The sequence below is a fragment of the Prevotella sp. FD3004 genome, from assembly GCF_000746155.1.
Classification (GTDB): domain Bacteria; phylum Bacteroidota; class Bacteroidia; order Bacteroidales; family Bacteroidaceae; genus Prevotella.
The window spans coordinates 139,191-152,739 of the sequence record NZ_KN050819.1; the positions used below are offsets into that span (position 1 = coordinate 139,191).

General features: G+C 48.1%; 14 protein-coding genes. 11 read left to right on the plus strand and 3 right to left on the minus strand.

The genetic code is table 11. The annotated features are described in order from the left end of the window. Nucleotides 1–169: 169 nt before the first annotated feature. From T325_RS07545 to T325_RS07555, 3 genes are all read right to left on the minus strand, one after another. Nucleotides 170–1,756: a mannitol dehydrogenase family protein gene (locus T325_RS07545; protein WP_036912073.1), complete on the minus strand. Its 1,587-nt coding sequence runs from the start codon at nucleotides 1,754–1,756 to the stop codon at nucleotides 170–172. 119 nt (nucleotides 1,757–1,875) lie between these two features. Continuing rightward, nucleotides 1,876–3,129 carry a mannonate dehydratase gene (gene uxuA / locus T325_RS07550; RefSeq protein WP_036912076.1) on the minus strand — a complete coding sequence of 418 codons (1,254 nt, stop codon included), beginning with the start codon at nucleotides 3,127–3,129 and terminating at the stop codon, nucleotides 1,876–1,878. Nucleotides 3,130–3,214: 85 nt separating this feature from the next. Beyond that, the gene (locus T325_RS07555; RefSeq protein WP_036912079.1) at nucleotides 3,215–4,666 is read right to left on the minus strand and encodes a glycoside hydrolase family 10-like protein; all 1,452 of its coding nucleotides are present in this window, start codon (nucleotides 4,664–4,666) and stop codon (nucleotides 3,215–3,217) included. Between the two features lie 107 nt (nucleotides 4,667–4,773). Here T325_RS07555 and T325_RS07560 point away from each other — a divergent pair, with 107 nt between their 5' ends. The 11 genes from T325_RS07560 (at nucleotide 4,774) to T325_RS12590 (ending at nucleotide 13,520) form a co-directional block, all read left to right on the plus strand. Continuing rightward, the gene (locus T325_RS07560) at nucleotides 4,774–6,240 is read left to right on the plus strand and encodes a carbon starvation CstA family protein (RefSeq protein WP_036912082.1); all 1,467 of its coding nucleotides are present in this window, start codon (nucleotides 4,774–4,776) and stop codon (nucleotides 6,238–6,240) included. Nucleotides 6,241–6,256: 16 nt separating this feature from the next. Continuing rightward, nucleotides 6,257–6,754 carry an outer membrane beta-barrel protein gene (locus tag T325_RS07565; RefSeq protein WP_197051331.1) on the plus strand — a complete coding sequence of 166 codons (498 nt, stop codon included), beginning with the start codon at nucleotides 6,257–6,259 and terminating at the stop codon, nucleotides 6,752–6,754. Nucleotides 6,755–6,770: 16 nt separating this feature from the next. After that, nucleotides 6,771–7,619: a carboxylating nicotinate-nucleotide diphosphorylase gene (gene nadC / locus T325_RS07570; RefSeq protein ID WP_036912088.1), complete on the plus strand. Its 849-nt coding sequence runs from the start codon at nucleotides 6,771–6,773 to the stop codon at nucleotides 7,617–7,619. 8 nt (nucleotides 7,620–7,627) lie between these two features. After that, entirely contained in the window at nucleotides 7,628–9,349 is a 1,722-nt protein-coding gene (locus tag T325_RS07575) for a C69 family dipeptidase (protein ID WP_036912090.1), read from the plus strand. Between the two features lie 343 nt (nucleotides 9,350–9,692). Beyond that, nucleotides 9,693–10,256, plus strand: coding sequence for a hypothetical protein (locus tag T325_RS07580; RefSeq protein WP_036913509.1), 564 nt, complete (start codon nucleotides 9,693–9,695; stop codon nucleotides 10,254–10,256). Between the two features lie 84 nt (nucleotides 10,257–10,340). Further along, nucleotides 10,341–11,207 carry a type I methionyl aminopeptidase gene (gene map / locus T325_RS07585; protein ID WP_036912093.1) on the plus strand — a complete coding sequence of 289 codons (867 nt, stop codon included), beginning with the start codon at nucleotides 10,341–10,343 and terminating at the stop codon, nucleotides 11,205–11,207. A 17-nt stretch (nucleotides 11,208–11,224) separates the two neighbouring features. Beyond that, on the plus strand, nucleotides 11,225–12,250 hold the full coding sequence (gene tsaD / locus T325_RS07590) for a tRNA (adenosine(37)-N6)-threonylcarbamoyltransferase complex transferase subunit TsaD (RefSeq protein ID WP_036912096.1): 1,026 nt from the start codon (nucleotides 11,225–11,227) through the stop codon (nucleotides 12,248–12,250). Nucleotides 12,251–12,256: 6 nt separating this feature from the next. Then, entirely contained in the window at nucleotides 12,257–12,772 is a 516-nt protein-coding gene (locus tag T325_RS07595; protein WP_036912099.1) for a CinA family protein, read from the plus strand. 118 nt (nucleotides 12,773–12,890) lie between these two features. Then, entirely contained in the window at nucleotides 12,891–13,154 is a 264-nt protein-coding gene (gene rpmB / locus T325_RS07600) for a 50S ribosomal protein L28 (RefSeq protein ID WP_036912102.1), read from the plus strand. Nucleotides 13,155–13,157: 3 nt separating this feature from the next. Continuing rightward, on the plus strand, nucleotides 13,158–13,349 hold the full coding sequence (gene rpmG / locus T325_RS07605; RefSeq protein WP_028903476.1) for a 50S ribosomal protein L33: 192 nt from the start codon (nucleotides 13,158–13,160) through the stop codon (nucleotides 13,347–13,349). Nucleotides 13,350–13,361: 12 nt separating this feature from the next. After that, on the plus strand, nucleotides 13,362–13,520 hold the full coding sequence (locus T325_RS12590) for a DUF4295 domain-containing protein (protein ID WP_006950479.1): 159 nt from the start codon (nucleotides 13,362–13,364) through the stop codon (nucleotides 13,518–13,520). The last annotated feature ends 29 nt before the right edge of the window (nucleotides 13,521–13,549 follow it).

Sequence of the window (13,549 nt, forward strand, 5' to 3'; positions counted from 1 at the left end):
TTGTTGTTCTTTGTTTACGACTGCAAAGTTAGTGTTTTTCAGTGATACCACCAAATCTTTCGTGTCATATAACGTTAAAAATCTACGAAAACCTTTGCGTTCGGAAAGTGGCAACTTTTGAAATATAAATCCCTGCCGGTTAGGGCAGGGATTTCGTATGTTTATCAGGTTATCTTGCGCTGACATATTTGTGGAGCGTCTGTCGCACGGCACCAGGGCCGGCATAGAGCTCACGGACGTAGCCTTCAATCTGTTCGCCGAGGCCAGCTTCGTAAAGGTCAAGACCAAACACGTCCTTGCGGCTGTAGAGCTGACGCAGTGGACTCCAGTCTTGGTCGGGCTTACCTATCTCAAGCGGGGCGACGATGGCCTGCAACTCTGCGAGCATTGGGTCGGGCGACGGCTCGAACGGCGTGAGATCGTCCTTGAGTCCCTTCAAGTAGCGGGCATAGCCAGCAAGGGTGAGGGGAATCAAAACGAGGTTCTCCATGTCGAGGTTGCGGGCAATGTATTTCTTGATGGTCTCACCGAAGCGGATAGGGAGTTTCTGTGATGTGTCACAAGCGATGCGCTGGGGTGCGTCTGGCATGAACGGGTTGGGCAGACGGCGGTTGATGACGGCGCCGATGAACTCGTATGGGTTCAGCACACCAGGGTCTGTGACAACGGGCATCGCCTCTATGTAACCGATCTTCTGGATGAACGGACGCAGATCTTCGTCGGCCATCTCAGCAGAGATCAGCGTATAGTCCAGCATGCAGCCATAAATAGACATAGCTGTGTGGAGCGGGTTCAGACAGGTAGTCACCTTCATGGTTTCAACCTTGTCTACGGTTTCACGGGTGGTATAGAGAGCACCGCCCAGATCGAGTGGTGGACGACCATTGGTGTAGTTGTCCTCGATGACAAGATACTGCACCTCCTCAGCGTTCACGAACGGAGCAGTGAAGGTGTGCTTCTCAGTCTCAATGTAGTTGTTGTCCTCGAAACCGTCGGCAGCCAGCATTTCCTTTACCTTCTCGTGTGGGCGCGGTGTGATTTTGTCGATCATAGACCAAGGGAAGGTTATTTTTTTCTCATCTTTCAAGTAGTCGAGGAAGGCTGTGGGAACAAGTCCGTCGGCAACCCAACGCTCTGCATAAGCAAATACGCCAGCCTTTACCTTATCGCCGTTGTGCGAGCAGTTGTCCATGCTCTGAACGGTGAGAGGCAGCTGTCCGGCATTGAAACGCTCAAGCAGCAGGGCGCAGACCTTACCCATGGCAAAGACAGGCTTCAGGCCGCGGGCCAGGTCGGCATCGTTATAGCTGTAGCCTTTCTCGGTGATGGTGAACGAAATCATCTGCAGACTCGGGTTCTTAAATATTTCCACGAGTCGGTTCCAGTCCTCAAACTGAGGATCTGCCTTTAGGGCCTCAGTCACTGATGCGATCACCTTCTTTTCGATAGAACCATCTGAGCAGAGGTTCACGCAGAGCGAAAGGTTGTTATAGGGGGCATAAGCCTTATCAATGACCTCGAAGTCGAAGGTCTCAGCTACAATCACACCGCGATCGTACTTACCTGTGTTCAGCGCATCGTTGAGAATGGCTGCGGGGAAGGCGCGGAAGATATTACCGCCTCCGAAGTGAACCCATGTAGGTTCCTTGGCAGTTTTCTCACGTATAGCTTTGATATCAAACTTTGGAAGTTCATAGCCTTTTGCTTCCCACTCTGCGGCATCATAGTTACCACTAAAAATATCATTTAACTTCATAACGTTGTGTTTTTATTTGGCACGGATTAACACGGCTCTCTTTAAGAGATACACTGCTTTGTTGCGCAACTAGCCGTGTTTTTTTTATAAAAGCGGTGTTAATCCGTGCCTAATATAATTTAATCAAAGAATCCTGGTTGCTTATACTCGATGCCCAACTCACGGTCGACAGTGGCGAGGATACCCTGTACCTGTCCGAGGGCAAACATACGGCCCAGAAGCGTATAACCTGCATTATGGCCATGACTGCTCTCGTCGAAGATACCACCAGGCTCGTCGGTGAATGTCATTCCATGGTCAACGCGCATCGGCAGTTCGGGGTTTTCCTTCTCGAAGATACGGCAGAGTTCGATGAGGTCGGCACGACCGCCTAGGTGGCTGGCCTCGGTGAAATCGCCGTTGGGGAAAATGTGGCAAGAGCGCAGGTGTACGAAGTGTGTACGCGATGCAAACTTCTTGGCCAAATCTACCACATTGTTATATGCACCTGCTGAAAGCGAACCTGCACAGAAAGTCAGACCATTGTGCTTGTTGGGCACAGCGTCGAGGAACCACTGGATATCCTCCTCGGTGCGAACTATGCGTGGCAAGCCGAGCACTTCGATAGGGGGATCGTCGGGGTGAACACACATGTTCATGCCATATTCCTCGCAGGTAGGCATGATAGCCTCGAGGAAGTATTTCATGTTGGCACGTAACTGTGCTTTGTCGATACCCTTATAGAGGTTGAGGAAGTCGCGGAATTTCTGGATAGGAGCTTCGTCGTTTTCACTGAAATTACCCGACACAAAGCCCTGTGTCTTGATGATGATGGTTTCAACCAGTTTGTGATCCTTTTCTGGGGTCATGGTCTTGGCGAGCTCGTCGCATTCGGCAAGTACGTTACGGCCTTCACCTACACCCTCAGGGAACTTGAACTTTGCCCACTCCTCGCGGGCTCCTTCGCGCTTCAAAATATAAATGTCGAAATAAGCGAACTCGGCATAGTTGAAGTAGAGGTTGGTGGCACCGTTTGGATTGTCGTGCTCCAAATCGGTACGGGCCCAGTCGAGCACAGGCATGAAATTGTAGCAGATGCAGTGAATGCCCTCTGCCGAGAGGTTGCGCAGTGACTCTTTATAAACCTCAATCTGGTAATCGCGGTCAGGGCCTCCGTACTTAATTGTTTCTACAACGGGGAGCGATTCAACAACGCTCCAGCGCATGCCATAACTCTCAATGTACTCACGCAGGTCGCGAATCTTCTCGCGGGTCCACACTTCGCCAAGGGGTACGTCGTGAAGGGCTGTAACAATGCCTTCGACACCAATTTGTTTCAGTTGGGCAAGGGTGATCTTATCTTTCTTACCGAACCATCTCCATGTTCTTTCCATATATTTTGTTTTATTTTGTAGATTTCTGCTGCAAAGGTAGCAATTTTAACTCATACCAGTTTGTCTTTTCTACTCAAAAGTTTGTCTATTTGTACTTTTTTAGCGAATGCCCCATAATGAGCTCGCGGAAATCAAGAGGCCTAGAGGGCTTACCTGCATGATGAGAACTGAAAGTGGGGGCACTCTCGTTGCCATAGCGGTCTGTTGCTGTGATGGCATAATGCAACAGGCGTCCCTTATGGGGGATGCTGATTGACTGGTTCATATAACGTGTGGCAATGAGGTTGCGCGCGTCGCTGATGTCGACGGGGAAACGCTCAGAAGCATACACATTATATATTAGATAGTTGGCGCCAGAATTGTCGCGTGCGCCGCTCCACGATAGGAAGTCGCTACTCATACCGCGCTTTACTGTTAGCGCGCGAGCAGATGAAGGAGCTGTCTTGTTGAACCATTTCATGGGTGGCAAAAGTGCAGGATAGAGATTAAAGTCTTTCGTGAAGGTGTATATACCTTTTGTATTGTCAGTGAAGAACTTAGAACGGAAGAAAGTATAGCCCATTCCCAACTCGCGAAGCACATTCATTTCACGGGTAATGACGTCGAGCCCCCAGTTCTTCTCACGTGGATGAAGCATGTAAACCGCCAGTCCTGGAGCAACGATGCGGCCGTAGCTATGCTGCTTCCAATCGACGGCAAAGGGGTAGAAGTTGTTGCCTTGAAAATACATCATGGGGAAAAGGGCGTCCATCAGTCCACTACGCAACCATCCTTGAGCATCCTGACAAACCGTGGTATTGGCATTCCATCCGGAACTCTTATAACGGGCCAGGTCGTCATACTTGCCGATTGGTGAACACGACAGCATCACCCAAGGTTTGAGAGCCTTTACCGAATAATTAATTTTGCGGACAATATCCGTGATGTTCTGTCTGCCTTGCTGACGACTTACTTTTAATTTCCAGGTTTCAGGATAGCGGATATAATCGAGGTGGATGCCGTCGATGTCGTAGCGGCGTGTCACTTCTGCGCAGAACCGTGCCAGATAATCACCCGTTTGCGGTTTCTCTGGGTCCATATATCCCTCGTCACCGATTTTGCGAATCAGACTGGGGTATTTCTGACGTATCAGTTTACATCCGTTGGTGTTCCATTTCCCTACTGGTATTGTTACAATCCATGCATGAAGCTGCATGCCGCGCTTGTGGCACTCGTCAATACAGAACTGTAAGGGGTCGTAACCCGGTGACAGACCTGGTATACCTGTGAGACAGACGTCCCAAGGTTCTTCAGCGCAGGGAAACACCGTAGAGGCCCTGACGCGGGTCTGGAAGAATACGGTGTTGATATTGGCTTGTTGCAACTGATCGAGAATGGCGGTCAACTCCTGTTTCTGTTGATATGCGGAGTGAGAGCGGGGCCAGTCTATTCCCCCGATAGTAGTGAGCCATACAGCTCTGACTTCGTGTTTTGGAATCTGTGCTGAAACGTTCAGCGTCAATGCTAATAAGAGTAAAATTCGTATAATTGTTTTCAAAATGATGCTATTTTATTAAAATTTGCTGCAAAGTTAGCTTATTTTTTTCATTATCTCAAATAAAAACACTACTTTTGCAACAAAATAATTAAAAAACTTAGATAAAGATGATTTCTTTTTTGCTGAGTCTTTTGGCTCTTGTATTGGGTTATCTGCTGTATGGGCGCTTTGTTGAGCATGTGTTTGGTCCTGACAATCGTGCTACACCTGCCTTGACAAAGGCCGACGGTGTAGACTTTATTGTGCTGCCTAATTGGAAGATCTTCATGATTCAATTCCTGAATATCGCGGGTACTGGCCCGATCTTCGGTGCTATCATGGGTGCCAAGTTCGGTCCTGTGGCCTATCTGTGGATCGTCTTTGGCTGCATCTTCGCAGGTGCTATGCACGACTATTTCTCAGGTATGTTGTCGATGCGTCATGGTGGCGCAGGCCTGCCCGAGATGATTGGCCAGTATCTGGGTAAGACCACGAAGAACCTGATGCTGGTGTTCACCGTACTGCTGCTTGTGATGGTTGGCACCGTGTTTGTCTATTCACCGGCAGAAATCCTGCATAGTATCGGTGGCGATACGATGATGTGGATTATCATTATTTTCGGTTATTACATCATCGCAACGATGTTGCCTATTGACAAGATCATCGGCAAGGTTTATCCGCTTTTCGCCTTCTCCCTGCTGTTCATGGCTGGTGCGCTGATGGTATGGCTGTTCTTGCATTGGCCCACATTGCCTGAGCTCTGGAATAACTTCTATAATATGGGAGCGGTTACAGAGCCCGAGACATGGAAAGATAACATATTCCCAGCTCTCTTCATCACCATTGCCTGTGGTGCCATATCCGGTTTCCATGGCACGCAGAGTCCGCTGATGGCTCGTTGCGTGAAAAGTGAGAAAATGGGTCGGCCTATTTTCTATGGTGCGATGATTACTGAGGGCGTGGTAGCCCTTATCTGGGCTACGGTAGCTGCCTGGTTCTTCTATGGAGAGCCTGCTCCCGGCTACCAGCTGATAGAAAGCGCTACGGCAGGTTTCCATACATCTGCTCCTGCTGTGGTGAATCTGGTTTGCAACGACTGGCTGGGCGTGGCAGGTGCTGTGCTGGCCATGCTTGGTGTTGTGGCAGCGCCCATCACGTCGGGTGATACGGCTTTCCGTTCTGGTCGACTCATCGTGGCTGAGTGGTTGAAACTCGATCAGCGTCCCATCCCGAAGCGTTTGTATATCTGTGTGCCCATGTTCGCTGCCTCTATCGCCATGCTAGTATGGCAGATTGAGAATCCTGACGGTTTCAATACCATCTGGCAATACTTCGGATGGAGCAACCAGACGCTCAGCGTATTCACGCTTTGGACCATTACCGTCTATCTGGTGCGCCACAAGAAACCCTACTGGATTACACTGATTCCCGCACTTTTCATGACCACCGTGTGCTCAACCTATCTTTTCATCTCGAAGCAGGCGTTTGGCTTGCCAGCCAATGTGGCTTATACGATAGGTGCCGCTTGTCTGGTGATTGCACTCGTGTGGTTTTGTCTGTGGTATAGAAAGGAAACAACTAATAATATTAACTAATTAATATTAAATGTATATGAGAAAACTAATGATGGCGGCCATCGGCCTCATGATGGCAATAAGTGCTAATGCACAGTATCTGAACGATAATAAGAATGTGTTCTCTCAGGACAAGTGGTATGTGGGTGCTTCTGTATCAGGCTTCGACCTCAGCTGGCATAAGTATACCGACTGGACGTTCGACTTGCAGGCAAAGGCCGGTTATCTGTTCATTGACGACTGGATGGTAACAGGTCAGCTGGGTTGGCAGGCTCAGACTGATGTGCCCAGTTTCTTTAAAATAGGAGCAGGCCTTCGTTATTATTTTGAGAGTTGTGGCATTTATGCTGGTGTTTCAGGTAACTATCTTCACTGGGACGACTGGAACGACTTCCGTCCTGAACTGAATGTGGGTTATGCTTATTTCCTTACAGGCAAACTGACGCTTGAACCTGAAGTGTATTATGAGTACAGTACAGATAATAGCGATAATTCAGGTTTCGGTATCCGCCTCGGATTTGGATTGTATTTTTAAAATATAAATAAGATATATGTTAAGTGTAGAAGAATTGGTAGACAGACTGATTGATCTGTCATTTGCTGAAGATATCGGTGATGGCGACCATACCACGCTCTGCTGTATTCCGGAAGACGCGATGGGCAAGAGTCACCTGCTCATCAAGGAGGATGGTATTCTGGCGGGCGTAGAGATTGCTAAGGAAGTGTTCCGTCGCTTTGACCCCGAGATGAAAGTTGAGGTATTGATGCAAGATGGCACACGTGTGAAGAAAGGCGACATCGCAATGATCGTGACAGGTAAGGTCCGCTCATTGCTCCAGACAGAGCGACTCATGCTCAACATCATGCAGCGCATGAGTGGCATCGCCACGATGACTGATAAGTATGTGCAGCATCTGAAGGGCACTAAGACCCGTGTGCTCGACACCCGTAAGACAACGCCAGGCATGCGTATGCTTGAGAAGCAGGCTGTGAAGATCGGTGGTGGTTGTAATCACCGTATCGGACTCTTCGATATGATTCTGCTCAAAGATAACCATGTCGACTTCGCTGGGGGAATCGTCAATGCTATTGACCGCTGTCATCAGTATCTTAAGGAAAAAGGGCTCGACCTGAAGATTGAGATTGAGGTGCGTTCGTTCGACGAGCTGCAGCAGGTGCTCGATCATGGTGGCGTCGACCGTATCATGCTCGACAACTTCAGTGTACCTGATACGAAGAAAGCCGTCGATATCATCAATGGTCGTTATGAGACCGAGTCGAGTGGTGGTATTACCTTCGACACCATCCGCGATTATGCTGAGCAGGGTGTCGACTTTATCTCTGTTGGAGCCCTGACACACTCTGTGAAGGGTCTTGATATGTCATTTAAAGCTTGTTGAACATAAATATGAAGAAGATTTTACTGATGGCAGGCCTGGTGCTGGTGAGCGCCGGTGCAGCTGCTTGTACTAATTTTATCGTAGGTAAGAAAGCCAGTGTTGACGGTTCAGTGTTTGTAACCTATAATGCCGACTCCTATGGCGCTTTTATGCCACTTTATCACTATACTGCCGCCAAGCATCAGGCTGGTGACATGCGTAAGGTGTATGAGTGGGACACCAATAAATATTTGGGCGAGATAGCAGAAGCGCCTGAGACATGGAATGTGATAGGCAACTCCAACGAGTGGCAGGTAACGATTGGTGAGACTACTTTTGGCGGGCGTCATGAGATGGCCGACTCAACAGGTATCGTCGACTATGGATCACTCATCTATATTACCCTGCAGCGTGCTAAGACAGCTCGTGAGGCTCTTCAGATCATGACATCGCTGGTAGAGCAGTACGGATATTACTCCGAGGGTGAGACCTTCTCTGTAGCCGATAAGGACGAGGCATGGATGCTCGAGATGATGGGCTGCGGTCCTGACCGTGAGAAGTCAAAGGAACGTACCGTGTGGGTAGCTGTCCGTATTCCAGACGATGCTATCGCAGCTCATGCCAACCAGAGCCGTATCACGAAATTTCTCGATGGCCGTTACGTACAGGTCAAGATCAAGGATCTTCAGAAAAAATATCCTGTGAATGGTAAGAAGGCTGTGCCCAACCTGATGGTATGCTCTGATAATGTGGTAAGTTACGCCCGTACCATGGGCTGGTTCGATGGCAAGGATGCCGACTTCAGCTATAACGCAGCCTATGCCGAACCCGATTTCTCTGGCCGTCGTTACTGCGAGGCTCGCGTATGGAGCTTCTTCAATCGTTTCAGCGACGATTTCTCTGCCTACGTGCCTTATGCCGCCGGTATCGAGAAGGGGGCAAAAGAGATGCCCCTCTGGATTATCCCTAACAAGAAAGTCGGAATGCAGGATCTGCGCGATGCTATGCGCGACCACTATGAGGGCACTCCGTTTGCACTCGACACCAACATCGGTGGTGGTATCTATGAGATGCCTTACCGTCCGTCACCTCTTTCTTATAAGGTAGATGGCGTTGAGGTTTTCAACGAACGCCCCATCTCTACCCAGCAGACCGCCTGGTCGTTCATCTCTCAGATGCGTTCATGGTTGCCCCGTGAGATCGGTGGCTGCTTCTGGTTTGGCAACGACGATGGTAACATGGTAGCCTATACGCCTATGTATTCATGTATCACCACAGTGCCTAAATGTTTCTCTGGTGAAGGAGCCGACGATGTGACATTCTCTATCGATAATGCTTTCTGGGTGTGCAACTGGGTTAGTAACATGATCTATCCTCGTTACTCCATGATGTTCCCGTCGCTGAAGGAGGTTCGCGACTCGCTCGATGCCTCATACGACCGTCTTCAGCCCGAGATTGAAGCTAAGGCAAAGGCTCTCGCTACTGCCGACGAGCGTATCAAACTGCTCACCGACTATAGCTGTCAGAAAGGTGACGAGATGATCAGTCGTTGGCGCCAGTTGGCTTTCTTCCTGATTGTGAAGTACAACGACATGGCCGTGAAACCCACCGATAAGAACGGTACCTTCGAGCGTTCGCCCTATGGCAACGGTGCCCGTGTGAAGCGTCCTGGCTACCCAGAGTCCTATGCCAAGGAACTTCTCAAGCTGACAGGCGACAAATACAAAGTACCTGTAGAGGAAAAGAAATAAAAGAGACTATATGTCAGCAAAAGTTAAGCCGCTCTGTTGTTGCAGGGCGGCTTTTCCTATAATCTGAAAAGACCTTAAGTTTGTCGTAATGAAACCTTAAGTTTGTCGTAATGAAACTCTAGGTTTGTCGTAATGAAACTCTAGGTTTGTCGTAATGAAACCCATAGTTTCCTTACGATTGACGAACAATGGATGGGGATTTCTCCAACACGTTTAGGGAAATCCCCATCATTGTTTAGGATTTTTCACTTGCAGAATATTCGGGATAGCCTTACCTTTGCAGCAGAAATAATAAATAAAAAACAACATGAAGTTTAACTTAAAGATAGGAAAGGGTAAAGTTATGAAGAAGATGTACACAATGCTGATGATGGCGATGATGGGACTTATGACAATGTCGCTGACCTCTTGCGAAGAGGACGAGGCTATCGCTTACACCCTTGAGGGTACTTGGAAGGGAAATATGTATATCTCTTCAGAGTGGGATGGCAGATATTACGACGCTACCTATTCAGAGATTACATTCTTGAAGGATCCACGTACTTATTCTAGCGGTTCTGGCTATTGGGTTGACTACTATAGCAAAGCCCCTTGGGACTATGTGGCTAATCATATCGACTGGCGCGTTGACTTCGGGACCATCTATATTTACTTCGTAGAAGAGGGAACCTCAATGGAAATACGTGACTACCGTCTGAACGCAGACCGCTTCAGTGGTTATATCTACGACAACGGCACGAACGTAGACTTTGAGCTCTACAACGTAAGTCGTCCGTACTATGACAACTATCGCTGGGGTTACGACAGTTGGGATTATGATTACTACTGGAGCCGCACTCGCGGAGCAGGAGTTGACAGCACAACGACGGTTGAGAAGCCCAAGAGAATTATAAGAAATGCAAAATAAATTTGGTTTTTAGCTTGATTAATCGTAACTTTGCAGCGGATTTCGAAAGGAGTCCGCTGCTTTGGTATATATATTTTAAAGTAAATGAACGCGTTTAGTAAGAAAAGAAGATGGCATTGTCTGTCGGGACTGGAACCCACGGAGATGGACAAGACCATTATGTATTGGGAGAATAAAGGTAAGTTGGTGCCGACTCGCGACCTGATAAAGACTCCTGAACAGATAGAGGGCATCCGTAAGGCGGGTGTCATTAATACAGGGGTGCTCGATGAAGTGGCCAAGCAGATTCATGCTGGCATGTCGACACTGGAGATTGACCAGATATGCAGAACATACTGCGAAGAACACGGAGCAGTTCCCGCCTGTCTGAACTATGAAGGATTCCCGATGTCGGTATGCACTTCGATCAACGAGGTGGTGTGTCATGGTATCCCTAAGGAAGAAGATGTGCTTGAAGAGGGTGATATCATCAATGTTGACTTTACGACGATTCTCGACGGCTATTATGCTGATGCCAGCCGTATGTTTATTATCGGCAAGACGACACCAGAGAAGGAACAGCTGGTTCGTGTGGCAAAAGAGTGCCTGGAGATAGGTATGGAGGCCGCTAAGCCGTATGGGTTTGTAGGCGATATTGGTCATGCGATAGAGAAACACTGTAAGAAATACGGTTATGGCATCGTGAGAGATCTGGCTGGTCATGGGGTCGGACTGAAATTCCATGAGGAGCCCGATGTGAACCATTATGGTCATCGTGGTACGGGTATGCTGCTTGTGCCTGGTATGGTGTTTACCATTGAGCCGATGATCAATATGGGTACTTGGAGAGTGTTTATCGACGCTGACGATCCGTATGGATGGGAGGTTATCACTGAAGACGAGAAACCGAGCGCTCAATGGGAGCACACGCTGGTGATGACAGAACATGGCGTAGAGATATTGACGTATTAAAAAGGTGAAGAGGTAAAATGTCTGATATATATATATTAGGTATAGAGTCGAGTTGCGACGATACGTCGGCTGCTGTTCTGAAGAATGGTGTGCTGCTGTCGAACGTCACGGCTTCTCAGGCTGTGCATGAGGCCTATGGCGGCGTTGTGCCCGAACTGGCATCGCGGGCGCACCAGCAGAATGTGGTGCCTGTGGTGGACCAGGCCATCAAGAAGGCTGGCATTACGAAAGAACAACTGACGGCTGTTGCTTTCACACGTGGTCCTGGACTAATGGGCTCACTGTTGGTGGGTGTTAGTTTCGCAAAGGGCTTTGCCAGATCGCTGGGAATTCCTCTGATTGACGTAAATCATCTGCAGGGGCACGTGATGGCGCACTTTATCAAGGAATCGGAAGACGACATGCATCAACCGCCGTTACCGTTCCTGTGTCTGTTGGTAAGCGGAGGTAATTCACAGATAGTGAAAGTGAATGCCTATAATGATATGGAGGTTTTGGGACAGACGATTGATGACGCAGCTGGCGAGGCTATCGATAAATGCTCGAAAGTGATGGGGCTGGGATATCCTGGAGGCCCGATTATCGACCGTCTGGCGCGTCAGGGTAATCCGAAAGCTTATCAGTTTGCTGAGCCTAATATTCCCAATCTCGACTATAGCTTTTCCGGATTGAAGACGTCATTTCTCTATTCTATGCAGAAATGGGTGAAAGATGATCCAGACTTTATCGAACATCACAAGGAGGATATTGCTGCCTCGTTGGAGTGGACGATAGTGGACATTCTGATGAAGAAACTGAAGAAAGCCGTCAAGCAGACGGGTATCAAGCATGTGGCTGTTGCTGGTGGCGTGAGTGCTAACAACGGACTTCGTAATGCTTTCTATGACGCAGAAAAGCGCTATGGATGGACCATTTATATTCCGAAGTTCAGCTATACCACTGATAATGCAGCTATGATTGGCATTGTGGGGCATTATAAGTATTTGGACGGGGAGTTCTGTGCTATTGACGCTCCGGCTTTTTCAAAGGTAACATTTAAATAACTAGATATGGATTTTGAAAGTAAGATAACGAGTAGGGAAATCAGTGAGATTCTTTGGGATACTGAAAAGACGGTCGGTACTGCAGAAAGTTGTACTGGCGGTCGTATTGCCGAGGCAATTATCTCCGTGCCTGGTGCCTCGAAGTATTTCAAGGGTGGTATCGTCTCGTATGTAGACGAAATCAAGGAGAGTTTGCTAGGTGTGGATCATCTGCTGCTCGAAGAGAAAACCGCTGTATGTGAGGAAGTTGCGGTGGCTATGGTAAAAGGGGCATGCAAGGCTCTGAATACAAATTACGCCATTGCCGCAACGGGCTTTGCAGGTCCTACCGGTGGTACGAAAGATATCCCTGTTGGTACTATATGGCTGGCATGCGGTAGTCTGGATAGGGTTGTGACTCTGAAGGTGGAAGAAGATCATGGTCGCGACATCAATCTGGCCATTGCAACCAATACGGTTATGGACTTGTTTTTGAACTTCTTGAAGGAAGAAAATGAGCCCCGTCCCGTACGTGAAGGTTAAAAAATGCTAATTCTTAGTCTTTAGTTTTACGCAAATCATTGAATTTCAATTAAAATGCGTACCTTTGCACCCTGTTTGGAATAAGTAAGTGTAAATCACAAGTAAAAAGTAGATAGAAATGTCTAAGATTTGTCAAATTACAGGAAAGAAGGCACAGATAGGTTGCAATGTGTCTCACTCAAAGCACCATACAAAGAGAAGCTTTGACGTAAACCTCTTCAGCAAGAAGTTCTACTATGTAGAGGAAGGTTGCTGGATTCAGTTGAAGATTAGCGCAGCTGGTCTTCGCATGATTAACAAGGTAGGTCTGGACGCTGCCCTGAAGCAGGCTGTTGCCAAGGGTTATGTGGACTGGAAGGATATTAAAGTGATAGGAGATTAAGAGATGGCAAGTAAGAAAGCAAAAGGTAATCGCGTTCAGGTGATCCTGGAGTGCACTGAGCACAAGAACAGTGGCATGCCTGGTACAAGCCGTTACGTGACTACAAAGAACCGCAAGAATACGCCTGAGCGTATGGAACTGATGAAGTATAACCCCATCCTGAAGAAGATGACTCTTCACAAGGAAATTAAATAATACGACTGAAGTATGGCAAAGAAAACCGTCGCAACCCTCCATGAAGGCTCAAAGGATGGTCGCGCTTACACAAAGGTAATCAAGATGGTTAAGAGCCCTAAGACTGGTGCTTACATCTTTGATGAGCAGATGGTTCCCAACGAGGCCGTTAAGGACTTTTTTAAGAACTAATTCCTATTATTTAGATAAAAATAAGAGGT

Coding starts and splice junctions, on each gene's coding strand:
- T325_RS07545 (WP_036912073.1), bottom strand. CDS start 1,756: ATGAAGTTAAATGATATTTTTAGTGGTAACTATGATGCCGCAGAGTGG.
- uxuA (WP_036912076.1), bottom strand. CDS start 3,129: ATGGAAAGAACATGGAGATGGTTCGGTAAGAAAGATAAGATCACCCTT.
- T325_RS07560 (WP_036912082.1), top strand. CDS start 4,774: ATGATTTCTTTTTTGCTGAGTCTTTTGGCTCTTGTATTGGGTTATCTG.
- T325_RS07565 (WP_197051331.1), top strand. CDS start 6,257: ATGAGAAAACTAATGATGGCGGCCATCGGCCTCATGATGGCAATAAGT.
- nadC (WP_036912088.1), top strand. CDS start 6,771: ATGTTAAGTGTAGAAGAATTGGTAGACAGACTGATTGATCTGTCATTT.
- T325_RS07575 (WP_036912090.1), top strand. CDS start 7,628: ATGAAGAAGATTTTACTGATGGCAGGCCTGGTGCTGGTGAGCGCCGGT.
- T325_RS07580 (WP_036913509.1), top strand. CDS start 9,693: ATGAAGAAGATGTACACAATGCTGATGATGGCGATGATGGGACTTATG.
- map (WP_036912093.1), top strand. CDS start 10,341: ATGAACGCGTTTAGTAAGAAAAGAAGATGGCATTGTCTGTCGGGACTG.
- tsaD (WP_036912096.1), top strand. CDS start 11,225: ATGTCTGATATATATATATTAGGTATAGAGTCGAGTTGCGACGATACG.
- T325_RS07595 (WP_036912099.1), top strand. CDS start 12,257: ATGGATTTTGAAAGTAAGATAACGAGTAGGGAAATCAGTGAGATTCTT.
- rpmB (WP_036912102.1), top strand. CDS start 12,891: ATGTCTAAGATTTGTCAAATTACAGGAAAGAAGGCACAGATAGGTTGC.
- rpmG (WP_028903476.1), top strand. CDS start 13,158: ATGGCAAGTAAGAAAGCAAAAGGTAATCGCGTTCAGGTGATCCTGGAG.
- T325_RS12590 (WP_006950479.1), top strand. CDS start 13,362: ATGGCAAAGAAAACCGTCGCAACCCTCCATGAAGGCTCAAAGGATGGT.